Genomic DNA, 24,751 nt, shown 5'->3' on the forward strand with positions numbered 1-24,751 from the left:
CGGTAAGGATCACAAGCGCGTCAGAGGCTTACCCCCCGCACCGAGCCAGCAGCGGTGCCCAACCTCGTCGATCTTGCACTTTGTGCTGGCGAAATGCGCCTTTCGACCAGCTTTGTCGCCACCGCAAGTGCAAGATCGGCAGACCGGGTGGGTGTTTGAGTGCGCTGGTCTACCAGGGGGTCACTGACGGGTGTCCATCGACGTCTGCAGCGCGCGGCGGGCCTGCTCGCGGGCGTCGTCGGTGGTCTCGGGCTTGGGCTTGTTCGGCATGGTGGCGCTCCTTCCAGGGTGCGAGCCACCGGCACGCGGCGGCCCTCACGGGCGGTCGTGCTGAGCGCCCCACGGCGGTCCGGGGTTACCGGAGCAGCCGACTGGGCAGCGAGCCCGGGTCGGTCCGACCCTGGAGGGAGGCGGCGCGAGGTGTGGCACCACCACCCACGACCTGCACCACACCGTGATGCCGGCCACTTCCCAAGTTATCGTTCAGGTCCATATGCTGCCCACGGTTCCCGCCATTTGGAATCTCGGCAACCCGCCTCACCGGGCCAGGAAGTGCCAGCCCAACCACCACCAGAAGCCGAACAGACCGATCCTGCCCACCGGCACCGGGCCGACCTCGTAGCGCATCACGTACGCGCACACGTCGCTCATCGTGGGGATCCGGGAGCCCTCCCGGCGGGCCAGCACCTCGATGACGGCGAAGAGCACGAGCGCGGCCAGGAAACCGCCGATCGCGAGGGCCCGCATCATCGCCGCACCAACCCCCAGAACGCGGCCAACCAGGCGAACCACGCCACCGACCGAGTCAGATGATCTTCCAGCAGGGGGTCGGCGAGCCGGGAGAAGGTGGGAAAGTCGTCGCCCACGGCGAGCACGAAGGTGGCGCCCTCGAAGACACCGAAGATCACGACGGGCAGGGCCCACCAGGCCGCCCCCGCGCCCAGCCGGGGCGGCGCCGGACGCCGGGGCACCCGGTTGCTCAGACCGAGCCAGATCAACACCCCGCCGGTGCCGAGCGTGTAGAGATTCGCCTCCGTGGAGAACGACGCGAACCGCCCCCCGACGAGGGACAGGCAGAGGAGAACCGGAACGGAGACGGCGGGCCGGTCCCAGGCTCGGGGGGCCTCCACGGTGAGGTCGTGCGGCTGCTCCATCCCGCAATTCTTCCCGGTCTCACCCAGCGCGGGAAGGCCAACACTCCCCGGAGCTGACCCTGAACTTGCCGTGCCGACCACCAGCGCCACCGCAGCGGGCGGGCCGCCGGGGATCAGCCGACGCCGGAGACCAGCGCCGCGCCCAACTCGCCGCGGATCGCCTCGACGACCTGCTCGGCGCTCCCCCGGCCGGTGAACCCGGCCGCGAACCGGTGGCCGCCCCCGCCCATCGCGACCGCCACGCGGCTGACGTCCACCGCGCCCTTGCTGCGCATCGACACGGCCCACTCGTCGGGCGCGGTCTGCTTCAGCACGCAGCTCACGTCCGCCTCGGCGGTGCACCGCACCGAGTCGATGAGCGCCTCCAGCACGTACGGCGGCTGGTCGTGGCGGGCCAAGTCATCGAGGGTGGCGGTAGTCCACACCAGGCCCCGACCGTCGGCGGCGGCCGGCTCCAGACGGGCACGGCCGAGCACCTCGCCGAAGAGCCGAACCGCTCCGAAGGGTCGGGTGTCGAAGACGCGCCGGGAGATGTCACCGGGCGAGATGCCGGTGGCGAGCAACCGGGCGGCCATCTGGTGTACGGCCGGAGTGGTCGCCTCGAAGCGGAACGAGCCGGTGTCCGTGGTCAGCGCCACGTACAGGCACTCGGCGATGGCCCGGTCCGTCGTCACGCCCAGCCGCGCCAGGAGCCGATCGGCGACCACCGACGTGGCGGCGGCACCCGGGTCGATCAGATTGACCGTGCCGAAGCCCGGATTCGAGGCGTGGTGGTCGAGCACCAGCGCCGCACCGGCCGTCGACAGCCGGTCGGCCAGCGCGCCGAGGCGCGACTCACTGGCCGCGTCGAAGCAGATCACCAGGTCCGGCGCGGGGTCGGCGTCGCCCGCCGGGACCAGGAGCTCCATCCCGGGCAGACCCCGCAACGGCTCGGGCACCTCCGGCGGCCCGGGAAAGGTCGCCTGCACCCGGTGTACGCCGAACTGACGCAGGCCCAGACCGAAGCCGAGCATGCTGCCCAGCGCGTCACCGTCCGGGTTGACGTGGCAGATCAGCAACACCCGGCCGGTCGACGGGAGAGCACGGATCAGCGCCTCGGCCGCCGCCCAGTCCGCCTCGGACGGGCCGCCGTCGACCGTCGCGGCGAGTTGGGCACCGGCGGCGCCCGTCACCGCGCCGCCCCACCCCGGGGGGTCTCCGTGGCGTCGGCGGCCGCGTCGGCCTCCTCGTCCGTCTCGTCCTCGTCCTCGTCCTCGACGCGGTACGGCTGCGCGTCGCCCGCGTACTCGGCGCGCGCGGCGAGCCGCTGCACCTCCGCGTCGGCGTTGCGCGCGGCGGCGAGCAGGTCGTCGATGTGCTTGACCTGGTCCTGCACGTCGTCGAGAACGAACGTCAGCGTGGGCGAGTGCCGCAGCCCGAGCGCCTTACCGACCGTGCTGCGCAGCAACCCCTTGGCGCTCTCCAGAGCCGCCGCGGTGTCCGCCTGGGCCACCGCGTCACCCAGCACCGTGTAGAAGACCGTCGCGTCGCGCAGGTCGGCGGTGATCCGGGCATCGGTGATGGTGATCATGCCCAGGCGCGGATCCTTGATCTGGCTCCGCACCACCGAAGCGACCAGCTCACGCACTCGTTCCGCGTGCCGGCGTACCTTAGCCGGATCAGACATCTCGCCACCTCCACGGCGTCCCGCTCCCGGCCGGCCCGGCGGCCCTGGAGGCCGCCGGCCGACCGGCCAACATCTCGAACACTACCTTCGCGGCGGCGCCGGTCGCCGGGCACCGCCGGCCCCGTGGGTCAGTCGTCGTCCACGCCGTACAGCCGGCGTCGAACCGACAGCAGTTCGACCTCGGGACGGGCGGCCATCAGGCGCTCGCAGGAGTCGAGCACCTCGCGGACGTGCGCCGCCTCGGCGGCGACCACGGCCACCGCAATCTGGGCTCGACCGTGTAGGTCGAGCGCTCCCACCTCGGCGGCCGACACCTCGAAGCGGCGCAGGGCCGCCACGATCGGCCGTACATATGATCTCTTGGCTTTGAGCGACCGGGAGTCGCCCGGCAGCAGCAGGTCGAAGACCGCGGTTCCGGTGAACATCGACCCGGACGATACCGCCACCCCACCCCGCATGATCAAGGGGTTTACGCCGGCCGGCGTAAACCCCTTGATCAGCGTGTCACTGCCGGATCAGGCGCGAACCTTCTCCCGCATCTCGAAGGTCTCGATGACGTCGCCGACCTGGACGTTGTTGTAACCACCCAGAGTCAGACCACACTCGAAGCCCTCGCGGACCTCGGTGGCGTCGTCCTTGAACCGCTTGAGCGAGGTGATCGTGAGGTTGTCCGCCACGACCGTCCCGTCCCGAAGCAGCCGAGCCTTCGCGTTGCGCCGGATGATGCCCGACCGGACGATGCAACCGGAGATGTTGCCGATCTTGGACGAGCGGAACACGTCGCGGATCTCCGCGGTGCCCAGCTCGGCCTCCTCGTACTCCGGCTTGAGCAGGCCCTTGAGCGCCGCCTCGATCTCCTCGATGGCCTGGTAGATGACGGTGTAGTACCGGATCTCCACGCCCTCGCGGTCGGCCATCTCGCGGACCTTGTTCGAGGCCCGCACGTTGAAGCCGATGATCGTGACCGGCTCGGACGACGCGCTGGCGAGCATGACGTTGCTCTCCGTGATCGCGCCGACGCCCCGGTCGAGGACCTTGAGCTGGACCTCCTCGGGGATGTCGAGGTTGAACAGCGCGTCCTCGAGGGCCTCCACCGAACCGGAGACATCGCCCTTGAGGATGAGGTTGAGCGAGGTCTTCTCGCCCTCCTTGAGCTGCTCCATGAGCGTCTCAAGAGTGGCCCGGCCACGGGAGTTGGCGAAGGACGCCGCCCGCCGCCGTGCCTGGCGCTGCTCGGCGATCTGCCGCACCGTACGGTCGTCCGCCGCGGCGAGGAACGTGTCACCCGCGCCGGGCGGCGCGGTCAGACCCAGCACCATGACCGGACGCGCCGGACCAGCCTCGGAGAGCTGGTTGCCGTTCTCGTCGAGCATGGCCCGGACCCGGCCGTGCGCCCCACCGGCGACGATCGAGTCGCCCGCCCGCAGGGTGCCCTTCTGCACCAGCACCGTCGCCACCGCACCGCGGCCCTTGTCCAGGTGCGCCTCGATGGCCACACCCTGCGCCGGCCCGTCGATCGGAGCGGTCAGCTCCAGCGACGCGTCGGCGGTGAGCAGGACGGCCTCGAGGAGTTCCTCGATGCCGATGCCCGGCTTCGCGGCCACGTTGACGAACATGGTGTCGCCGCCGTACTCCTCGGCGACCAGGCCGTACTCGGTCAGCTGCTGGCGGACCTTGTCCGGGTTGGCGTCCGGCTTGTCGACCTTGTTGACCGCGACCACGATCGGCACGTCGGCCGCCTTGGCGTGGTTCAACGCCTCGATGGTCTGCGGCATCACGCCGTCGTCGGCCGCGACGACCAGGATCACGATGTCCGTGACCTGGGCACCACGGGCACGCATGGCGGTGAACGCCTCGTGACCCGGGGTGTCGATGAACGTGACCGCCCGGTCCTCGCCCTCGTGCGGGACGTGGACCTGGTACGCACCGATGTGCTGGGTGATGCCACCCGCCTCACCGGCCACCACGTTCGCCTTACGGATGGCGTCGAGCAGCTTGGTCTTACCGTGGTCGACGTGACCCATGACGGTCACCACCGGCGCACGGCTGACCAGACGCTCCTCGGCCACCTCCGCGTCGAGGTCGATGTTGAACTGCGCGAGCAGCTCGCGGTCCTCGTCCTCCGGGCTGACGATCTGGATGTCGAAGCCCAGGTGCTCACCCAGCAGGTGCAGGGTGTCGTCAGAACAGGACTGGGTCGCGGTGACCATCTCGCCCAGGTTGAACATCTCCTGGACCAGCGAACCCGGGTTGGCGTTGATCTTGTCGGCGAAGTCCGACAGCGAGGCGCCACGGGAGAGCCGGACGACCTGACCCTGACCCCGGGGAGCACCCGAGCTCATGGTCGGAGCCGACAGGTTGTCGAACTCCTGTCTGCGCTGCTTCTTGGACTTGCGACCGCGCGTCGGCCGACCACCCGGACGCCCGAAGGCACCCGCGGCGCCGCCGCCACGGCCACGACCGCCCGCACCCGGACGACCGCCGCCACCGGCCGGACCACCCGGACGGAAACCGCCACCGGGAGCACCGCCACCGCCGCCGGGACCGCCACGGTAGCCACCGCCACCGCCGGCACCCGCACCGCCACCGGGGCCGCCGCGGTAACCACCGCCGCCACCACCGCCACCGCCGGGACCGCCACGGAACCCGCCGCCACCGCCACCGGGACGGCCCGCGCCGCCACCGGGGCGACCCGCGCCACCGGGGCCGGGACGACCGGCGGCCGGACGCTGACTCGGCATGGACGCCGGGCTGGGCCGCGGCGGCATGGAGTTCGGGCTCGGCCGCGGCGGCATACCCGCCGGGCTGTTCGGCCGGGGGCCACCCGCGCCGGCGGCCGGGGGCCGCTGCTGCTGCTGGCCACCCTGGATGCCGAACGGGTTGTTACCGGCGCCACGCGCCGGCGGACGACCGCCGGGGCGGGCACCCGGACCCGGAGCCGGCGTGTTCGGACGAGCTGCCGGTGAACCGGGACGGGGCGGCATCGCCGCAGGACCCGGCCGAGGACCGGGCCGGTTGCCGTCGGCCGGGGGCTCCCGGCGGACGGGGTTGTCACGCTGCTGCTGGCGGGCGGCCTGCGCGGCCTTGACCGCGGCCTCCTGCTCAGCCTTCAGCGCGGCGGCGCGCGCCTCCGCGGCCGCCACCTCGATGTCGTGGGCACTCGCCGGCTTGGCGACCGGGGCCGCCGACTGCGGCGCACCGGGCACCGGACCCTTGGGCTTCGGACCGGGTACCGGCGCAGCCGGCCGCCGCGGCGGCATCGGCTTGGCCGAGACCCGGGGCGCGCCCGGGGTCGGTGACGGCGTCGGGGTCGGGTTGGAAGCCGGCGTCGACACGGGCGCCGACGGGGCGGCCGGAGCCGGGGACCCGGCGGACGCGACGAACGCGTTACGCAGTCGCCGGGCGACGGGCGCCTCGACGGTGCTGGACGCGGACTTCACGAACTCGCCCATTTCCTTCAACTTGGCGAGAACGGTCTTACTCTCGACCCCGAGCTCTTTTGCAAGCTCGTGTACGCGGGCCTTGCCTGCCACTGCACTCCTCACTCCGAGGTCGTGCGGGCAGCACCCGCAGCGACCTCACTCGTGCACTTGAAGCCTGGTCATTTCAGGGACTTCATCGTGTGCTCATGTCGGTCGTCCTACCCTGCTAGCGACCCTCGCCCGGTCGGGCTGACCGGACGTAGTGGTTGGCGCATCGACGTGCTCTGCCAGCACACCGTGGTCGAGGACCTCGGTGATGCGCAGCGCTCGCCCGAAGGCGCGGCGCCGCACCGCCAGCGCGAAGCAGGCCGGATCCGGGTGCATGTTCGCTCCCCGACCCGGCAGCCTGCGGCGCGGATCAGGCCGGAGGCTGTGACCAGCCTCGTCTCTGATCGCGACGACCCGCAGCAATTCGCTGGCCGGCGCACGTTGCCGGCAGCCCACACAGGTGCGCTCCGGCTGAGTGCGTCGTACCACTGGAAGAAGTCTACCCCTAGCTGCCCGAGATCGCGCCGCCCGGCTCCCGCACCTGATCCACGGCCCCGCGCGCGGCCGGAGCCGGCTGCTCCGCATCGGACCGAATATCGATCCGCCAACCGGTCAAGCGGGCAGCAAGGCGGGCATTCTGCCCCTCGCGACCGATGGCGAGCGAAAGCTGGAAGTCAGGAACGGTCACCCGGGCAGCCCGGCCAGCCAGGTCCACGACCTCGACCCGTAGCGCCTTGGCCGGCGACAACGCGTTTCCGACGAAGGTGGCCGGGTCATCCGACCAGTCGATGATGTCGATCTTTTCGCCGTGCAGCTCGCTCATCACGGCGCGCACCCGCTGACCCATCGGACCGATGCAGGCGCCCTTGGCGTTCACGCCGGGGGTGGTGGAGCGGACAGCGATCTTCGTACGGTGACCTGCCTCACGCGCGATCGCGCCGATCTCGACGGTGCCGTCGGCGATCTCCGGCACCTCCAGCGCGAACAGCTTCTTGACCAACGCCGGGTGGGAGCGGGACAGGGTGATCTGCGGCCCGCGCATGCCCTTGGCCACGTGCACCACCACGCACCGGACGCGCTCACCGTGCGCGTACCGCTCGCCGGGCACCTGCTCGGACTGCGGCAGGACGCCCTCCAGCTTGCCCAGGTCGACGCTGACGATGCCCTTCTCGGTACGCGTCTCGTGCGCCTGCACCACGCCGGTGACCAGGTCACCCTCGCGACCCACGTACTCGCCGAAGTGCACCTCGTCGGTGGCCTCCCGCAGGCGCTGAAGGATCACCTGCTTGGCGGTCATGGCGGCGATCCGGCCGAAGTCGTGCGGGGTGTCGTCCCACTCCCGCACCAGCGAGCCGTCCTCGTCCATCTCCTGCGCGTACACCAGGGCCGCGCCGGACTTACGGTCGATCTCCACCCGGGCGTGCGGCTCAGCGCCGTCAGTGTGCCGGTAGGCGGTCAGCAACGCGGTCTCGATCGCCGCGAGAATCGTGTCGAACGGGATCTCCCGCTCGCGCTCGAGTGCGCGCAGCGCCGCGAGGTCGATGTTCACCTCTCCTCGTCCTCCACATCATCATCGTCGTCGTCGATGTCTTCTGCATCGTCGTACTCGTCGGTCTCGTCCGCGTCGTCGAACTCGTCCGGCTCACCCAGCTCGGCGAGGCGGGTGAACTCGACCTGCACCCGGCCCGGGCCCAGCTGGGCGTATGCCCACCGGACCTCGCCGCCGTCGGTCTCCAGCCGTACGCCCTCGTCGTCGGCCCCGAGCACCCGGCCGGTCACCTGACGGTCCCCCGAGGGCTGCTCGCCGCGTTGGCCGGGCAGCGCCGCGGCGCCCCGGACGGTGACCTTGACCAGTCGGCTTACGTTGCGTCGCCAGTGCCGGGGCAGGGTGAGCGGCCGGTCGACGCCGGGCGAGCTGACCTCGAGCTGGTACTCCCCGGCGACGATGTCGCCGTCGGCCTCCTCGGCCGCGTCCAGCGCCTTCGAGACCGCGCGGGAGACGTCCGCGACGGCGTCCAGGTCGATCCCGCCGTCCGCGTCCACGATCACCCGCACCACGTGCCGGCGTCCGGCTCGGGAGACCGACAGGTCCTCCAGGTCGTAGCCCACGCCGTTGACCACCGGCTCGATCACGGTCCGCAACCGGGTACGGCGGGCCGCGAGATCACCGCCGCCGCGTGGAGCGCGGGGGCCCGCGCCGTCGCGGGGTCGACCCGTCGACCTGGTGGTACGGCCACGCTGCGTCATGTACGCACCCTTTCCCTGGTCGATCGGGACGTCGTCCCGCCATGCCGGCACGCCACCGGAGCGGACGCGCCGGTGGCTGCGCAGAGCGTAACGCGCCTGCCGGGCGACGGGCCGGGCGGCGCACCGACGCCGGTGACGCCCGGACCCGACCCGATGGTGTTGACTTGCCCGGTGGGGATCGGCAGAACGACTCAGCGCGACGAAGTATTCGGGCAATCTCGGCGAAAGCTCCTCCGGGCCGGCGCTCTCCTGGCACTCGGCGGCGCGGTGGCGCCGCTGACAGGCTGTGATCTTTTCGACCGTGACGACGAGCCGACGCCACCGCCGGACCCGCTGCGGTCGATGGTGGACGAGTCACTGAGCCTCGCCACGGCGTACCGGGCGAGCGCCGCCGCCCACCCGGACCTGGCCGACCGCCTCAATCCCATCGCCGAGACGCACACCGCGCACGCCACCGAACTCGCCCGGGTCGTCGGCATCACCCTGCCGTCCGCGCCCGCCGTCGACCCGAGCGCCACCGCGGCCACCGAGCCGGCGGGCGCGCTCGCCGACCTTCGCGCGCGGGAGAAGGCCGCCCAGCAGTCCGCCACCGCCGCCTGCGCCGCCGCGCCCGCCGCACGGGCCGCGCTGCTCGGATCGATCGCCGCGGCGCGGGCCACCCACCAGGAGGCACTGAAGTGAAGCAGCCCACCGCCGAGGAGGCCCTCGCCGCCGCGCTCACCGCCGAGTACGCGGCCATCTACGCGTACGGGCGGATCGGGGTCCGACTCACCGGCGCGGTCCGCGACGCCGCCCACCAGGCGGAGGCCGCGCACCGACGCCGACGCGACGCGGTGGTGGTGCAGTTGAGCGCCGCCGGGGGCACCGTTCCACCAGGCCGGGCCGGCTACGCGCTGCCGTTCCCGGTCACCAACCGGGCGAGCGCCCTCCGGCTGGCCATCGAGGTGGAGGAGCGCACCGCGGCGCACTGGCGTGCCGCGTTGGCGTCCACCACCGGCGCCGACCGGGACCAGGCGCTGGCCGCCCTCGTCGAGTACGCCGTGCGGGCCACCAAGTGGCGCAAGGCCGCCGGGGTGGCCCCACCGACTGTCGCATTTCCCGGCCGCCCGAGCTGAACCGATCCGCCCCGGTTGCGGAGCCCATACCAGGTATGCATACTCCGTTGCCATGTCCATCCGTCACGGGCTGCTCGCCCTCCTCGAACGCGGCCAGATGTACGGCTACCAGCTGCGCGCCGCTTTCGAGGAGTCGACCGGCTCGACCTGGCCGCTGAACATCGGGCAGGTCTACACCACGCTGGCCCGGCTGGAACGGGACGGCCTGGTGCGCCCGCTGCCGGAGAGCGAGGCCGGCCAGCGCCCGTACGAGATCACCGACGCCGGCCGGGCCGACCTCACCCTGTGGTTCGCCACGCCGATCAGCCGTACCGACCGGCCGCGCGACGAGCTGGCGATCAAACTGGCCCTGGCACTCACCACGCCCGGCGTGGACGTCCGCTCGGTGGTGCAGGCCCAGCGCAGCGCGACGATGCGCGCGTTGCAGGAGTTGACCCGGTTGAAGTACGGCAGCGACCGGCCGGAGGACCTGCCGTGGCGGCTGGTCCTGGACTCGATGGTGTTCCAGGCCGAAGCCGAGGTGCGCTGGCTGGACCACTGCGAGAGCAGTCTGGTGCGGCACCGGCCGGGTGGACCGCCGCCGCACCCGCCCCGACCGGGCGCTGGTGACGCGTCCGACGCCGCACGGTGGGCCGATGAGGAGGCGCGACGGTGAGCGGATCGGGCGACGCGGTGCTTGACCTGCGCGCCGTCCACCGCACCCACGGGGTCGGCCCGGCGGCGGTGCACGCGCTGCGCGGTGTCAGCCTCGTCGTTCGGCCGGGCGAGCTGGTCGCCGTGATGGGTCCGTCCGGTTCCGGGAAGTCGACGCTGCTGGCCCTCGCCGGCGGCCTCGACCGCCCGACCCGTGGCGACGTCCGGGTGGAGGGGCAGCCGCTCGGCGCGCTGGACCGCCGCGGGCTGGCGCAGCTACGCCGACGCCGCATCGGCTACATCTTCCAGCACCTCAACCTGCTCGGCAGCCTGAGCGCGCTGGAGAACGTCGCGCTCCCGCTGGAACTCGACGGCGTCGGCGGCCGGCGGGCCAGGGCGGCCGCCCTGGCCGCGCTGACCGAGGTGGGCCTGCCCGCGCTGGGTGACCGCTTCCCCGATCAACTCTCCGGCGGCCAGCAGCAGCGGGTGGCCATCGCCCGCGCGCTGGTCGGCGAGCGCCGGCTGGTGCTCGCCGACGAACCCACCGGGGCGCTCGACTCGCAGACCGGTGAGGCGGTGCTGCACCTGTTGCGCCGCCGGGTCGACGCGGGCGCGGCCGGCATCCTGGTCACCCACGAGGCGCGGCACGCCGGCTGGGCCGACCGGGTGGTGTTCCTGCGCGACGGCGTGCTGGTCGACACGACCGCGCCGCTGGGCAGCGTCGAGCAACTCCTCTCCGGTAGCGACCGTTGACCCTGCGCCGGACGCCGGTGACACGCGGCAGCGCCGACCCTCCGGTCGGGCCGCCGACACCGCTCGAACCCGGGCGGCGGCGACGGTTCGCCGAACTGACCGGCTCGTGGCGGGCGGCGCTGCGGATCGCTCGCCGGGAGTCGCGACGGGCGCGACGGCGTACCGCCCTGGTGCTGGCGATGATCGCGCTTCCGGTGCTGGTGCTGGCCTTTCTGGCGGCGAGCTACGACATGGCCGAGCTGACACCGCAGGAGCAGCTCGACCGCCGGCTCGGCGTCGCCGACGCGGAGCTGCGGTGGTTCGCCGACACCCCGGTCGTTCAGGACGAGTGGGGCGACACCTGGTATCCCCGTGACGACGGCCAATCGGCGATGAGTCGTCCGACCACGGCCGACGAGGTGACCGCGTTGCTCGGCCCCGGCAGCCGGGTCACCGAGATACGTGCCGGCAGCCCGGTGACGGTGCGGGGCCCGCGCGGCGACGAGACCCTCCAGGCCTGGATTCTCGACCTCACCGACCCGCTGGCCCGCGGTCTGGTGCGGTTCCGCTCGGGGCGGGCGCCGCAGCAACCCGGAGAGGTCGCGCTGAGTCCGACGGCGCTGCGCCGGCTGGACGGACGCCTCGGCGAGGCGGTGCCCACCGCCGACCGGACCCGGACGTACACGGTGGTCGGTGTGGTCGAGTTCCCCGACGACCTCGGCCCGGTGATCGCGCTGCACCCGGCGGCCGTCGGCCGGGCCGATGCGCAGCCGGACAGCAGGTGGCTGATCGACGTGCCCGGCACCGTCGACGCGGCGATGGTCGCCCGGCTCAACGAACGCGGAGTGGTGGTGGCGCGCCGCCACGTGCCGGATTCGATGACGTCTTCCCGGAGCTTCATCGGGTACGTCGGGCCCGCCAACACCAGCGACCTGAGCACGATGGTGCTGATCGCCGGGCTGGGATTGCTGGAGGTGGTGCTGCTGGTCGGGCCGGCGTTCGCCGTCGGGGTCCGCCGTCGACGCCGTGACCTGGCCCTGGTCGCGGTGGCCGGCGGTGACGCGGCCCACCTGCGCCGGGTCGTGCTCGCCGACGGGGTGGTGCTCGGGGTGCTGGGCGCCGTGGCCGGGCTGCTGCTCGGCGTCGGCGCGGCGTTCGCCGGACGTCCCGTCATGGAGCAGTACGTGTTCGGCACCCGCTTCGGCGCGTACCGCTGCTGGCCGCTGGCCCTGGTCGTGCTCGGCGGGGTCGCGGTGCTGGCCGGAGTGCTGGCGGCGTTGGCGCCGGCCTGGACGGCGGCCCGGCAGGACGTGATGGCCGGGCTCGCCGGTCGACGGACCCCTCCCCCGCCCCGGGCCCGGGCGCTCGTCAGCGGATTGGCGCTGGTCGTCGGCGGGGCGGCGCTCGCGGCGTTCGGGGCCAGTCGGACGTCCCCCGCGGTGATCCTGGCCGGTCTGATCCTCGGGGAGCTGGGCCTGGTCTGTTGCACACCCACCCTGATCGGCGGGCTCGCCCGGCTCGGTCGGGTGCTGCCGCCGGCGCCCCGGATCGCGCTGCGCGACGCGAGCCGTAACCGGGCCGCCGCAGCGCCGGCCATCTGCGCCGTGATGGCGGCGGTGGCCGGCAGCGTCGCGCTCGGCGGCTACCTGGCCAGCGACGCGGTCCGCGACGCCCGCACCTATCAGCCGCTGCTGCCCACCGGTCACGTCCTGGTCAACCGCAATGATCCGGCGCTGCGGCCGGAACCGTCGTTGGAGCAGGTCAGCACCGCCGCCCGGCACCACCTCGGCGCCAGCGCCGTCGCCCTGGTGCAGGGCACGGCCTGCCCGTCGGTGGGCGGCCCGGCCAGCTACTGCTCCGTCGTACCGGAACTCCCGGCGGATCATGCCTGCCCCTTTGAGCCCGGGGACAACCTGTCCGCGACCCAACGTCGGCAGGCGCTGGCCGACCCGCGCTGCCGGGACCGCGCGGCGGACTACTTCGGGAGCTACGTGCAGACGCTCGTGGACGACGGCAGCGCGCTGCCGCTCCTCACCGGCGCCGACCCGGCGGCGACCACCGCCGCGACCGCCGTGCTGCACGCCGGGGGCGTGGTGGTGACCGATCCGCGCTACCTGCACGACGGCCTGGTGACCGTGCAGGTGAACGAGGTACGGGCCGGCCGGGACGAGGTGACCACCACGCGATGGGACCTGCCCGGGTACGCCCTGACGCCGACACGCGGCCAGCCTCGCCTCCTGCTGTCCGCGACGGCAGCCCGGCAGCTCGCCCTGAAGCCGGTCTCGAACGGTTGGGTGATCAATACGTCGACGCCGCCCAGCCAACATCGCCAGGACCGGTTCACCGCCGACCTGCGGGGCTTCGGAACGTTCTCCCTCCAGGTGGAGCAGGGTGCCGCCCCCCGTGACGACTCGCCGCTGCTGCTGCTGCTCGCCGCCGCGGCCGGAGTGATCACGATGGGCGCGGCCGGGATCGCCACGGCGCTCGCCGCCGCCGAGGGCCGCGCCGAGCTGTCCACGCTCGCGGCGGTCGGCGCGGCCCCCGCCGTACGCCGGCTGCTGGCGATCTGTCAGGCCGGGGTGATCGCGGGACTCGGTTCGGCGCTCGGCATCGTGGCCGGTCTCGGCACCGCGGCGATCGTGCTGTTCTCGGCCAACCGGGAGTACGCGACGGCCTGGCCGGCGATGGAGCCGTACCCGTACCTGGTGCCGTGGCCGGCGCTGGGCGTCCTGGTGCTGGTGCCGGTGGTGGCGATGTTCGGCGCGGGCCTGTTCACCCGGGCCCGGCTGCCGATCGAACGTCGCCTCGACTGAGGCCTTGACCGCACCATCGGAAGCGGACCGTCCGGGGGTGCCGCCGGTGCCGGGCAACCGGCAGACTGATCCGCGTGTCAGCCCTCACCACCCTCACCCGCCGACTCGGCCACCACCGCTGGTTCGGGACCGCCGCCCGCTTGCTCGTACCCGCCGACCGGATCGTCGGCCGGCTCACCCGCGGACGGGTGGTCGCGCTCGGCTTACTGCCGTCCCTGGTGATCACCACGACCGGCCGCCGGTCCGGCAAACCGCGCAGCAACCCCCTGCTCTACGTGCCCGACGGCGACGCGTACGTGGTGATCGGTTCCAACTGGGGGCAGACCCACCAGCCCGGTTGGGCGATGAACCTGCTCGCCGACCCGGCCGCCGAGGTGGACGTGAAGGGCCGCCGGCTCCCGGTGCGGGCCGAGCCGGCGTCCGGGGCCGAGCGGGACCGTCTGTGGGACCTGCTCGTCGCTCAGTGGCCGGCGTACCGCACGTACGTCGAGCGGGCCGGGGGCCGTGAGATCCGCATCTTCCGGCTGGTGCCGACCGGGCGCGGCGGGCCGGCCAGCCCGCCGTCGGCTGGCTAGGCTGACGCCAGTCGCCCCAGGGGAGGTTGTGGACCCGTGAGCGCGCTCGGTGATGACCGACGGTGGTCGGTGGCGGAGCGGGTGGCCGAGGCGATCCAGCGACGTTTCCCGGCCGATGTGCTGGCGATCGCCGTCCACGGGCCCCTCGCGCACGGCGACGACGACGGTGGCGGGAACGGCGAGGTGGGGATGCTGGTGGTCACCTACCGGCCGGGTGGCGGGCCGCCGCCGGCGACCCGGCGGGTGGACGGCGTGCTGGTCGACCTGACCGTGGCCGCCGCCGACGACTACCTCGGACAGGCCCGGATGCTCTCTCCGTTGTGGCCGCTGACGGCCGACCGGTACGTCACCACCCGGTCGCTGTTCGACCCGACGGGCTGGCTGCGGACGTTGCGCGACGAGCACCTCGGCCGACTCGCCCGGGCCCGGCCGGCGGAGTTCAGCACGGCGGCGCGGCAGGCCTGGTACCGGGGCAGCGCCGCGCACGCGCGGGCGGCCCGACTGGCCGAGTGGTACGAGACCGACCAGGCGCTGCTGATGCTCGGTGAGGCGCGGTTGGCCGCGGCGACCGTGACCGGCCTGCTGGGCCGCACCTACTTCCGCGATCCGGGCGACGCGGTGCGGCGTACGGGTCTGGCCGGCGCGGACATGACCGAGGTCGGTGCGGTACTGACCCGGCAGGCCGAGGAGCTGGCGGCGCGCGGCCGCCCGGTCGACGGCACGATCGACGATCTGCTCGGCGGTTGACCGGGCGTCACAGCCCGCCCTGCACCTCGATCAGCGAACCGACCAGGTAGGTGGCCCCGGCCGCCGCGGCGCCCAGTACGAGTTGACGCAGGCCGCTGGTCCACCAGGGTCGGTTGGTGAACCGGGCCACCACCGCGCCGGCGGCGAACAGCCCGAGCCCGCCGACGGCGAGCGCCAGCCAGAGGTCGGTGGCGCCCAACAGGTACGGCAGCAGGGGGATCAACGCCCCCAGCGAGAAGAACACGAACGAGGAGATCGCCGCCGCCCACGGGCTCGGCTGATCGTCGGGGTCGACGCCCAACTCCTCGCGGACGTGTACCCGCAGCGCCTCCTCCGGGTCGCGCCGTACCGCCTCGGCGACCTGCATGGCGAGGTCGCGGGGCAGGCCCCGGGCCACCCAGGCGTCGGCCAGCTCGCGCGCCTCCGCCTCGGGGTGCCGTTCCAGCTCGCGCCGCTCCTTGGCGACCTCGGCGGCGACCTGTTCGTTGGCCGAGCGCACGCTGGTGTACTCGCCGAGCCCCATCGAGATCGCGCCGGCCACCAGGCCGGCGGTGCCGGTCAGCACGATGCTGTGCGGCGAGACGCCGCCGCCGCCGACGCCGGCGATGAGGGCGATGTTGGTCACCAGGCCGTCCATCGCGCCGAAGACCGCCGGGCGCAGCCAGCCACCGGAGACGTCCGCGTGGTGCGCCTCGCGCAGGGCGGCGGGGGTCTCGGTCACGGCGTCCGCCCTTCGTTCGCGACTGCGGGACTCCGCTTCGCCGCGTTCCTCGCGCTCACGGCAGGGTCAGGATCTCGTGGCCGTCGTCGGTGACGACGATGGTGTGCTCGAACTGCGCGGTCCACCTGCGGTCCTTGGTGACCACGGTCCACCCGTCGTCCCACATGTCGTACTGGTAGGTGCCGAGGGTGATCATCGGCTCGATGGTGAAGGTCATTCCCGGCTCCATGACGTCCGTCGGCCGGGGGCTGTCGTAGTGCGGCACGTAGAGGCCGCTGTGGAAGGTCTCGCCGATCCCGTGGCCGGTGAAGTCGCGGACCACGCCGTAGCCGAACCGCTTGGCGTACGACTCGATGACGCGGCCCACCACGTTGATCTGGCGACCCGGCGCGACCGCGCGGATGCCGCGCATCATCGCCTCGTGGGTGCGCTCGACGAGGAGCCGCGCCTCCTCGTCGACCTCGCCGACGCAGAAGGTGGCATCCGTGTCGCCGTGCACACCGCCGATGAACGCGGTCACGTCGACGTTGATGATGTCGCCGTCGGCCAGGACCGTGGAGTCCGGGATGCCGTGGCAGATGACCTCGTTGAGGCTGGTGCAGCAGGACTTGGGGTAGCCCCGGTAGCCGAGCGTCGACGGGTACGCGTCGTGGTCGCAGAGGAACTCGTGCACCACGCGGTCGATCTCGTCGGTGGTGACGCCGGGCTTGCAGTGCTCGCCGGCGAGCTGCGTCGCCTGGGCGGCGAGGCGGCTGGCGATCCGCATCTTCTCGATGGTCTCCGGCGTCTGCACGTGCGAGCCGCGCCACTGCTGCGGCGCCTTCTTACCCACGTACTCCGGGCGGGGAATGTGGGCGGGCACCGGTCGCGTCGGGGACAGCGTGCCGGGGGTCAGCGGCGCACGGACGGTCATGCCCCCCAGCCTATCGTCGCTGACGCCGTGACCCGTGCCACGGCCGGTCGGTACCGGTTGTTGCCCTGCCTGGTCGGCTGTGCCATCGTGTCTGCGTGGATCAAGGGGGAGCACCACCCGTCTTCTCCGCCCGCGCGGAGATCGACGGAGAGCACCTCCACGTGGTGGTGACCGGCGAGGTCGACATGGCCACGGCCGACACGATGGCGCAGACCGCCCTACGCGAGCCCGCCAGCCGGCTCACCCTCGACCTGCGGGCGGTGACCTTCTTCGACTCGGCGGCCATCCACGCGGTGGTCCGGCTCGCCCAGCGGTTCTCCGGCACGCTCACCGTGTTGCCGTCCCGGCAGGTACGCCGCGTGCTGGAGATCTCCGGGCTGGGCGATCAGCCCTGGCTCGATCCGGTCTGAGACCTGGCCGCGCCCCGTCAGCCCTGCAACTGCCGGCGCAGCGTCACCTCGGTCCCCCCGTCGGTACGCCGCACCATCAGGTCACCCAACGCCTTGATCAGCGACAGTCCGCGCCCCCGGAAGCCGGAGTCGGTGGACTCCCGCCACTGGCCGGTGTCACGCACGGTGGCGATCACCGTCCGGTCCTCGATGGCCACCTCCACGGTGATCACCGCCTCGGCGGGCTGGACGGGGTGTTCGATGGCGTTCGCGGCGGCCTCCGAGACCGCCACGGTCAGGTCGAACAGGTCCGTCTCGCCGACGTTGTGCGCGACGAGGAAGTCCTCCAGGCGCTTGCGGAGCACGCTCAGTCGGGTCGGGTCGGCCGGCAGTCGCAACGCGAACCGGTTCAGCTCCGCCGCCTCCACGGCGAGCACCGCCACGTCGTCGCGACGTGGTCGCCCGGTCACCCGCTCGACGACCGTGTCGACCAGATCCGCCACATGGTGGCCCGGCGCGGCCGCGTCGACCCGCAACTGTGCCAGCGCGGCGTCGATGCCGAGGTGACGGTCCTCGATCAGCCCGTCGGTGTAGAGCAGCAGTCGGCTGCCCGCGGGCAGCTCACCCTCAACGGTCCGGTAGGTGGTGCCGGGGATGGCGCCGACCGGCGGGCCGAGCGCACGGTCGTGCAGGAACGCCACGTCGTCTCCTCGGATCAGCAGGGGGGACGGGTGACCGGCGCTGGCGTAGCGCAGGCGACCGGTGCGGGGGCTGAACAGCAGGCAGACCACCGTCGCGAACGACGACTCCTCGGTGGACACGACCAGCCGGTTGAGCCGGGTCAGCGACTCGCCCGGGTCGAAGCCCTCCAGCAGGTACGCCCGCAGCGCGTTGCGCAGCTGGCCCATGGCCGCGGCGGCCTGGACGCCCTTGCCGACCACGTCGCCGATGACCAGCACGAGGTTGTCCGCGTCGAGCGCGAGCGCGTCGTACCAGTCCCCACCGACCTCGACGTCGGCACTGCCCGGCAGGTAGCGGCTCGCGACGACCGCGCCCGGCAGCTGGGGCAGCGTCCTCGGCAGCAGGCTGTGCTGCAACGTGGTGGCGATGTGGTGTTCGGCCTCGTAGAGCTGGGCGTTCTCGAGTCGGACGCCGACCAGCCGGGCCAGTTGGGTGAGCGCGGCCTCGTCGGCCTGCGCGTCGTCGTCGGCGGCCCGCCAGACCCGCAGCTCGCCGAGCTGTTCGCGGCTGGTCCCGGTGAGCGGGGCCACGAAGGTCGGATCGGCGGCCGTTTCACCGCCAGCGTCGGCCTCGAACCGGGAGCCGGCCGCGCTGACCACGACCCGGGCCGCCTCGGCGAGGCTGAGCGCGTGCCGGGCGGCGACCTGGAGCACGTCGGCGGTGGACCGGGCCGTGTTGACCGCCACCGCCGCGTCGGCCAGCGCCCGCAGACGACGGATGATCTGGCGGCGTAGCTGACCCAGCTCGACGTTGGCCCGGACCCGGGCGATCAGCTCCTGCCCGGAGAACGGCTTGGTCAGGTAGTCGTCGGCGCCGGCGGCGAGGCCGGCGACCGCCTCCGCGGAGCCGGCGCGGGCGGAGAGCAGCACGATCGGCACATCACGGGTACGGGGGTCCGCGCGCAGCGCGCCGACCAGACCGAACCCGTCCAACCGGGGCATCATCACGTCGCTGAGCACCAGGTCGAACCCGCCCTCGCGGGCCAGCGTCAAGGCCGCCCGACCGTCGCTGGCGGTGACCACCTCCCAGGTCGGCGAGAGCAACCGGGTGACGTGCTCACGCAGGTCGGCGTTGTCGTCGACGACCAGGATCCGGCCGCTCGGGGCGAGTGCGGTCGGCTGCTGGCCGGCCTCACCGGTGCCGTCCTCGGCGGCCCACAGGGCGGTCTCCGCCACGAAGAGCCGGGCCTGCTCGGGCTCGCCCGTCGGCAGGGGGGCGAACGCGACCACCCGGTCGGCGGGCAGGTGATCGGACCCGAACGGGACGGTCACCGTGAAGGTGCTGCCCTCGTCGACCTGGCTGGTCAGGCCGACCGTACCGCCGTGCATCTCGACCAGCTCGCGGACCAGCGCCAGCCCGATACCGGTGCCCTCATGGGTACGGGCGCGCGCGCCGGGCACCCGGTGGAAACGCTCGAAGACGTGCGGCAGTTCGTCCGGGACGATCCCGACGCCGGTGTCGACGACATCCAGCCGGGCGAGATCGCCGTCGGCCCGGACCCGCACGCGGATCTCGCCGTCCAAGGTGAACTTCACGGCGTTCGACACCAGGTTGAGGACGATCTTCTCCCACATGTCCCGGTCGACGAAGACCGGCGCGGGCAGCGGCGGGCAGTCCACGACCAGCCGCAGGCCGGCGCGTTCGGTGGCCGAGCGGAAGGTGCTGGCCAGTCGGGCGGTGTAGTCGGCCAGGTCGGTGGGTTGGTAGTGGGCCGCGAGCCGGCCGGATTCCAACCGGGAGAAGTCGAGCACGGTGTTGACCAACTTGAGCAGCCGCATCGCGTTGCGGTGCATCACGACGAGTCGGTCGGTGTAGGCGGCGGGCAGTTCCGGGTCGGCCAGCATGTCCTCCAGCGGGCCGAGCACCAGCGTCAACGGGGTGCGGAACTCGTGACTGACGTTGGCGAAGAAGTTGGTCTTCGCCCGGTCCAGCGCGGCCAGCTCGGCGGCTCGGGCGCGCTCCTGCTCGTACGCCCGCTGGGTGCCGACCGCCCGGGAGACCTGCGCGGCCACCAGGTCGAGGAAGTCGCGGTACTCGTCGCCGAGCGGCAGCAGGCGGGCCACGCCGACGACCAGCGCGCCGACGGTCTCGTTGGTCGCCTTCACGGGCAGCACGAGCGCCACGTCGGAGGCGTCGGCCGGTCGCCGCGCGACCAGGTCGCGCACCCGCACGGTGGCGGAGGCGCCCTCGGCGACCAGTTCGGCGAACGTCGCCGGTGGAGCGTCGACCGCCGCCGGATCGACGCCGCTGGCCCCGGTGAGCCGGAACTCACCGGTGTCGTCGGCGAGGTAGATGAGCGCGAAGGGTACGTCGGCGGAGTGCCGGCCGAGCACGTCGGCGGCGGTCCGGCCCAGCTCGCCGGCGCTGTTTACGTCGGCCAGCTCGGCGCCCAGTTCGGACAACGCCCGCAGTCGGCGTTCACCGACCACCCGGCCGGTGGTCTCGTTGACGATGCAGTACACGCCGCTGACCGAGCCGTCGGCGCCGCGGATCGGGTCGTACGAGACGTCGAAGTAGGTCTGCTCGACGAAGCCGGAGCGGTCCAGCAGGAAGGGGTGGTCGGCGCCCCGGTAGGAGAGCCCGGTGCTGCGGACGCCTTCGAGCAGCGGGCCGAGGACGTCCCACGTCTCGGCCCAGTGGTGTCGGGCCGGCTGACCGAGCACGTGCGGATGCTTGCTGCCGATGGTCGGCCGGTACGCGTCGTTGTAGAAGGCGAGCTGGTCGTCGCCCCAGAACATGACGATCTGCGCGCTGGAGGAGAGCATCATGCCGACGGCGCTGGCCAGGGCCACCGGCCAGCGGGACGGCCCGCCCAGCGGCGCGGTGGACCAGTCGAGGGCGCGGAGCCGTTCGCCCAGCTCACCGCCGTTCGCGAAGGCGGCGGCCAACAGCGGGGGGATCTCGTGGCCGTCCGCGAAGGAACGCCCCGCGTCCGCGCCCCCCTGGGCCGAGCTCATGCAGCCTCCCCCGCTTCGGCCGTACCCCTCAGCCGTTGATCTCCACGCGCCGTGCTCCGACTTGTACCCCGGCGGACCAGCAACGTAACGCATGACGACCCGTGGACGCTGGTTACGTGCACTCCGGTGGTCGCCGACCCGACGGCACGGGGGCGGACGCGGCGCACCGACGGGGGCGCACACGTGTCCTGAGCACTCAGAAGACCGGCAATCCGTCGATGCTCGCGGCGTTCTTGGTGGCGCGATAGGTCACCAGATCATCGGCCGTGCGACGGGAGTGTGAGGTGAGTAACAGGTCGCGTTCCGCGCGGTAGTCCATCAGTGGCACGGCGTAACCGCAGGAGTCGCTGACCCGCTGCACGTCGACGGTGATGACGGCCCTTACGGCGTGCACGTCCGGTGGAGCGGGAAACTCGGCGAGACGGTCGGCGAAGCCCGCCTCGGTCACCGCCACGGTGTGGCCCCTGCCGTGCAGGCGCACGATCTTCGGCGGCCCGTTGAAGGCGCAGAACATCAGCGTGATGCGGCCGTTGTCCCGCAGGTGGGCGATGGTCTCCGCCCCGCTGCCGTGATAGTCGAGGTAGGCCACCCGGTGCGGGCCGAGGACCACGAAGGTGCCCGTCATGCCCTTCGGTGAGACATTGACATGCCCCTCGGGACCGGACGGCGCGGTAGCCACGAAGAAGACCTGCTGGGCCGCGATGAACTCCCGCAGACGACCGTCGATCTCCGGATAGACCTTGCCCATGCGCTGATCCTCCCACCGCCCGGCCCATGCGACGGGGGCGACCTGCGTCACAGCACCGGTGATCCGGCCACGCGTACCCCCTCGTCGTGGTCACTCACCGGCGGGCCGGACCCCCGGGCGGCCCGGACCAGCGCGGTGATCGGGCGTGGGTCCGGCTCGTTCTCGGGATGCCACTGCACGCCCAGCACGAACGCACGGGCCGGATCCTCCACCGCCTCGATCACGCCGTCGGCCGCCCAGCCGGTCACCGTGAGCCGGCCCGCGGTGGCGACCGCCTGATGGTGGTACGAGTTGACCTGCTGAACCCCGGCCAGGGTCCGCGCCGCGAGGCTGCCCGGCGCGAACCGCACCGGATGGGCGCCGTAGACGCCCGGCGCCGGCCGGTGCGCCTCGGAGCCGAGCACGTCCGGCAGGTGCTGGTGCAGGGTGCCGCCGTAGGCGACGGCGAGCAGTTGCATCCCCCGGCAGACGCCGAGCACGGGCAGGTCGGCGGCGAGGGCAGCCGCCAGCAGGGTCAACTCACCGGCGTCCCGGTCCGGCCGGTCCTCGGTCCGCGGGTGCGGCTGCTGGCCGTACCGCCCCGGGCCCACGTCGGCGCCCCCGGCCAGCAGCAGCCCGTCGAGGACCGCCAGCACGTCGGCGTCGACGTCGTCCGGGGGCAGCACCACCGCCCGGCCACCGGCGGCGGTCACCGCCCGCACGTACGCCTCGGGCACCAGGACCGCCCGCACACCACGCCAGACGGCCCAGTCGACGGGCTCGACGTACGCGCTGATCCCGATCAGGGGCCGCCTCATAGCGGAGTGACGTACGCGCCGGTGATACCGCCGTCGACCACGAACTGCGCGGCGGTCATGAACGAGGCGTCGTCGCTGGCCAGGAAGGCCACCGCGGCGGCGATCTCCGCCGGCTCACCGAACCGACCCATCGGCACGTGCACCAGCCGGCGGGCGGCCCGCTCCGGGTCGGCGGCGAACAGCTCCAGCAGCAGCGGGGTGGCCACCGGGCCGGGGCAGAGCGCGTTGACCCGGATGCCCTCGCGGGCGAACTGCACGCCCAACTCGCGGGTCATCGCCAGCACGCCGCCCTTGCTCGCGGTGTACGCGATCTGCGACGTCGCCGCTCCCATCAACGCGACGAACGAGGCCGTGTTGATGATCGACCCCTTGCCCTGCCGCCGCATGTGCGGAATCGCGTACTTGCAACACAGGTAGACGCTCGTGGTGTTGACCCGCAGCACCCGCTCCCACGCGTCCAGGCCGGTGTCCAGGATGGAGTCGTCGTCCGGCGGGGAGATGCCGGCGTTGTTGAACGCGATGTCCACCCGACCGTGCCGGTCGGCCACCCCGTCGAACAGGTCACGTACCGCCGCCTCGTCGGCGACGTCGGCGCGGACGAACTCGCCGCCGCACTCCTGCGCGGCCTTCTCGCCCGCCGCCGCGTCGATGTCGACGCAGACCACCCGCGCCCCCTCGGCGGCGAACCGCCGGACGGTGGCCAACCCGATGCCGCTGCCCGCTCCGGTGACCACGGCCACCCGGTCCTGCAACCGACCCTGCACTGGCCTCACTCCTTCGTCGCGATGAACACGTTCTTGACGTCGGTGAAGGAGTGCAGCGCGTCCGGGCCCAGCTCACGGCCGAGTCCGGAGCGCTTCATCCCGCCGAACGGGGTCCAGTAGCGCACCGAGGAGTGCGAGTTGACGCTGAGGTTGCCCGAGTCGACCGCCCGCGCCATCCGCAGCGCGCGCCCGATGTCCCGGGTCCAGATCGAGCCGGAGAGGCCGTACTCGGTGTCGTTGGCGAGCCGCACCGCGTCGGCCTCGTCGTCGAACGGCAGCACCGAGACCACCGGCCCGAAGATCTCCTCCCGCCAGTGCCGGTCGGCGGGCGAATCGGCCAGCAGCACGGTCGGCGCGTGCCAGAAGCCGGCACCGTCGGGGCAGGAGCCGGTGAAGGCGACCTTGGCGCCGGTCACGTAACCGGCGACGCGGTCCCGCTGGGCCGCCGAGATCAGCGGGCCCATCTCGGCGGTGTCGCGGGACGGGTCCTCGACCCGGACGGCGCGTACCGCTGGTTCGAGCAGTTCCAGGAACCTGTCGTACACCGGTCGTTGGACCAGGATCCGCGACCGTGCGCAGCAGTCCTGGCCGGCGTTGTCGAAGACCGCGCCGGGCGCGGTGGCGGCGGCGGTCTCCAGGTCGGCGTCGGCGAACACGATGTTGGCGCTCTTGCCGCCCAACTCCAGCGTGAGCCGCTTCACCTGGGCGGCGCAGCCGGCCATGATGCGCGTGCCGACCTCGGTGGAGCCGGTGAAGCAGATCTTGCGAACGGCCGGGTGGCTGACGAACCGCTCCCCCACCACCGCGCCCTCGCCGGGCAGCACGGTGAACACGTCCTCGGGCAGGCCGGCCTCGCGGGCCAGCTCGGCCAGGCGCAGCGCGGTGAGCGGGGTCAGCTCGGCGGGTTTGAGCACCACCGTGTTGCCGGCGGCGAGGGCCGGGGCGAACCCCCAGGCGGCGATGGGCATCGGGAAGTTCCACGGCACGATCACGCCAACCACGCCGAGCGGTTCGTGGAAGGTGACGTCGAGGCCACCGGGTACGGGGATCTGCCGGCCGGTCAACCGCTCCGGCGCACCGGCGTAGTAGTCCAGCACGTCGCGGACGTTGCCGGCCTCCCAGCGGGCGTTGCCGATGGTGTGCCCGGAGTTGCGCACCTCCAACCGGGCCAACTCGTCCAGGTGCGCGTCGACGACGGCGGCGAACCGCCGCAACAGCCGCCCCCGATCCCCCGGCGCCACCTCCCGCCACGTCTCGAACGCCGTCGCGGCCCGCGAGATGGCAGCATCCACCTCCCCCACCGAGGCCCCGGTAACCTCCCGAAACCCCACCCCGGAAGCCGGATCAACAAGCACGCTCACGCGTCCCACCCCTCACCCAATCCGCGCGATCTTGCACTTTCTGTGCCGACATAAGCCGCGAGTCGCCCCAAACCAACGACAGAAAGTGCAAGATCGCGGCGGAGGCAGGCCCTAGGGCCTGTTTCATAAGGGCGGTCGAGCCGAGGCGGAGTCCGGGCGGCGATCCGGCAAGGCGCGGTGTCGTCCGGATACCGGTGTTGTATCCGGA

24 protein-coding genes are annotated in these 24,751 nt (G+C 72.8%); 8 read left to right on the plus strand and 16 right to left on the minus strand.

The window, feature by feature from the left end; translation table 11 throughout:
• Positions 1–537: 537 nt before the first annotated feature.
• From AB0J36_RS11150 to rimP, 9 genes are all read right to left on the minus strand, one after another.
• Positions 538–747, minus strand: a complete 210-nt coding sequence (locus AB0J36_RS11150; RefSeq protein WP_357123344.1) for a DUF6186 family protein — start codon at positions 745–747, stop codon at positions 538–540.
• Complete coding sequence (locus AB0J36_RS11155) at positions 747–1,154, minus strand: hypothetical protein (protein WP_355051646.1); 408 nt, start codon at positions 1,152–1,154, stop codon at positions 747–749. Before AB0J36_RS11155 ends, AB0J36_RS11150 begins: the two co-directional genes overlap by 1 nt.
• A 113-nt stretch (positions 1,155–1,267) precedes the next feature.
• Positions 1,268–2,326 (minus strand): bifunctional oligoribonuclease/PAP phosphatase NrnA, encoded by a 1,059-nt coding sequence (locus AB0J36_RS11160; protein ID WP_357122425.1) that lies wholly within the window; start codon positions 2,324–2,326, stop codon positions 1,268–1,270.
• Positions 2,323–2,820 (minus strand): 30S ribosome-binding factor RbfA, encoded by a 498-nt coding sequence (gene rbfA, locus AB0J36_RS11165; RefSeq protein WP_357122422.1) that lies wholly within the window; start codon positions 2,818–2,820, stop codon positions 2,323–2,325. The genes AB0J36_RS11160 and rbfA overlap by 4 nt, the downstream gene beginning before the upstream one ends.
• A gap of 128 nt (positions 2,821–2,948) precedes the next feature.
• The gene (locus AB0J36_RS11170; RefSeq protein WP_357175144.1) at positions 2,949–3,245 is read right to left on the minus strand and encodes a DUF503 domain-containing protein; all 297 of its coding nucleotides are present in this window, start codon (positions 3,243–3,245) and stop codon (positions 2,949–2,951) included.
• Between the two features lie 90 nt (positions 3,246–3,335).
• Positions 3,336–6,353, minus strand: a complete 3,018-nt coding sequence (gene infB, locus AB0J36_RS11175) for a translation initiation factor IF-2 (protein WP_357122416.1) — start codon at positions 6,351–6,353, stop codon at positions 3,336–3,338.
• 93 nt (positions 6,354–6,446) lie between these two features.
• Positions 6,447–6,779 (minus strand): YlxR family protein, encoded by a 333-nt coding sequence (locus AB0J36_RS11180; protein ID WP_357122413.1) that lies wholly within the window; start codon positions 6,777–6,779, stop codon positions 6,447–6,449.
• A 16-nt stretch (positions 6,780–6,795) separates the two neighbouring features.
• Positions 6,796–7,839: a transcription termination factor NusA gene (gene nusA, locus AB0J36_RS11185; RefSeq protein ID WP_357122410.1), complete on the minus strand. Its 1,044-nt coding sequence runs from the start codon at positions 7,837–7,839 to the stop codon at positions 6,796–6,798.
• On the minus strand, positions 7,836–8,537 hold the full coding sequence (gene rimP / locus AB0J36_RS11190) for a ribosome maturation factor RimP (RefSeq protein WP_357122407.1): 702 nt from the start codon (positions 8,535–8,537) through the stop codon (positions 7,836–7,838). The genes nusA and rimP overlap by 4 nt, the downstream gene beginning before the upstream one ends.
• A 153-nt stretch (positions 8,538–8,690) precedes the next feature.
• Here rimP and AB0J36_RS11195 point away from each other — a divergent pair, with 153 nt between their 5' ends.
• The 7 genes from AB0J36_RS11195 to AB0J36_RS11225 all read left to right on the plus strand — a co-directional run bounded on the left by AB0J36_RS11195 (position 8,691) and on the right by AB0J36_RS11225 (position 15,152).
• A complete protein-coding gene (locus AB0J36_RS11195) occupies positions 8,691–9,218 on the plus strand; it encodes a hypothetical protein (RefSeq protein ID WP_357123341.1) in 528 nt (175 codons plus the stop codon).
• A complete protein-coding gene (locus AB0J36_RS11200) occupies positions 9,215–9,652 on the plus strand; it encodes a ferritin-like domain-containing protein (protein WP_355051637.1) in 438 nt (145 codons plus the stop codon). The genes AB0J36_RS11195 and AB0J36_RS11200 overlap by 4 nt, the downstream gene beginning before the upstream one ends.
• Before the next feature lie 52 nt (positions 9,653–9,704).
• Positions 9,705–10,307, plus strand: a complete 603-nt coding sequence (locus AB0J36_RS11205; RefSeq protein ID WP_357122401.1) for a PadR family transcriptional regulator — start codon at positions 9,705–9,707, stop codon at positions 10,305–10,307.
• Between the two features lie 17 nt (positions 10,308–10,324).
• Complete coding sequence (locus AB0J36_RS11210) at positions 10,325–11,038, plus strand: ABC transporter ATP-binding protein (RefSeq protein ID WP_357123338.1); 714 nt, start codon at positions 10,325–10,327, stop codon at positions 11,036–11,038.
• Positions 11,039–11,055: 17 nt separating this feature from the next.
• Complete coding sequence (locus AB0J36_RS11215) at positions 11,056–13,830, plus strand: FtsX-like permease family protein (RefSeq protein WP_357175137.1); 2,775 nt, start codon at positions 11,056–11,058, stop codon at positions 13,828–13,830.
• 74 nt (positions 13,831–13,904) lie between these two features.
• The gene (locus AB0J36_RS11220; RefSeq protein WP_357122395.1) at positions 13,905–14,405 is read left to right on the plus strand and encodes a nitroreductase/quinone reductase family protein; all 501 of its coding nucleotides are present in this window, start codon (positions 13,905–13,907) and stop codon (positions 14,403–14,405) included.
• A gap of 36 nt (positions 14,406–14,441) precedes the next feature.
• Positions 14,442–15,152, plus strand: coding sequence for a nucleotidyltransferase domain-containing protein (locus AB0J36_RS11225; protein ID WP_357122392.1), 711 nt, complete (start codon positions 14,442–14,444; stop codon positions 15,150–15,152).
• Positions 15,153–15,159: 7 nt separating this feature from the next.
• Here the strand turns inward: AB0J36_RS11225 and AB0J36_RS11230 are convergent, their stop codons facing one another.
• A complete protein-coding gene (locus AB0J36_RS11230) occupies positions 15,160–15,873 on the minus strand; it encodes a VIT1/CCC1 transporter family protein (protein ID WP_363660446.1) in 714 nt (237 codons plus the stop codon).
• Positions 15,874–15,928: 55 nt separating this feature from the next.
• Positions 15,929–16,786, minus strand: a complete 858-nt coding sequence (gene map / locus AB0J36_RS11235) for a type I methionyl aminopeptidase (RefSeq protein WP_357122386.1) — start codon at positions 16,784–16,786, stop codon at positions 15,929–15,931.
• 95 nt (positions 16,787–16,881) lie between these two features.
• On the opposite strand from map, the gene AB0J36_RS11240 reads away from it, so the two are divergent.
• Positions 16,882–17,196 carry an STAS domain-containing protein gene (locus AB0J36_RS11240; RefSeq protein ID WP_357122383.1) on the plus strand — a complete coding sequence of 105 codons (315 nt, stop codon included), beginning with the start codon at positions 16,882–16,884 and terminating at the stop codon, positions 17,194–17,196.
• A 17-nt stretch (positions 17,197–17,213) separates the two neighbouring features.
• Here AB0J36_RS11240 and AB0J36_RS11245 read toward each other — a convergent pair whose 3' ends face one another.
• The 5 genes from AB0J36_RS11245 to AB0J36_RS11265 all read right to left on the minus strand — a co-directional run bounded on the left by AB0J36_RS11245 (position 17,214) and on the right by AB0J36_RS11265 (position 24,537).
• Positions 17,214–20,873 (minus strand): SpoIIE family protein phosphatase, encoded by a 3,660-nt coding sequence (locus AB0J36_RS11245; protein WP_357122379.1) that lies wholly within the window; start codon positions 20,871–20,873, stop codon positions 17,214–17,216.
• 196 nt (positions 20,874–21,069) lie between these two features.
• Positions 21,070–21,621, minus strand: a complete 552-nt coding sequence (locus tag AB0J36_RS11250; RefSeq protein ID WP_363660447.1) for a pyridoxamine 5'-phosphate oxidase family protein — start codon at positions 21,619–21,621, stop codon at positions 21,070–21,072.
• A 47-nt stretch (positions 21,622–21,668) separates the two neighbouring features.
• Entirely contained in the window at positions 21,669–22,418 is a 750-nt protein-coding gene (locus AB0J36_RS11255) for a gamma-glutamyl-gamma-aminobutyrate hydrolase family protein (RefSeq protein ID WP_357393695.1), read from the minus strand.
• Complete coding sequence (locus AB0J36_RS11260) at positions 22,415–23,182, minus strand: 3-oxoacyl-ACP reductase (protein WP_357122369.1); 768 nt, start codon at positions 23,180–23,182, stop codon at positions 22,415–22,417. The genes AB0J36_RS11255 and AB0J36_RS11260 overlap by 4 nt, the downstream gene beginning before the upstream one ends.
• A gap of 5 nt (positions 23,183–23,187) precedes the next feature.
• Positions 23,188–24,537, minus strand: coding sequence for an aldehyde dehydrogenase family protein (locus AB0J36_RS11265; RefSeq protein WP_357175258.1), 1,350 nt, complete (start codon positions 24,535–24,537; stop codon positions 23,188–23,190).
• Positions 24,538–24,751 lie beyond the last annotated feature (214 nt).

Origin of the sequence: Micromonospora sp. NPDC049662 (assembly GCF_040675055.1) — a bacterium.
In the GTDB taxonomy this organism is placed as follows: Bacteria; Actinomycetota; Actinomycetes; order Mycobacteriales; family Micromonosporaceae; genus Micromonospora.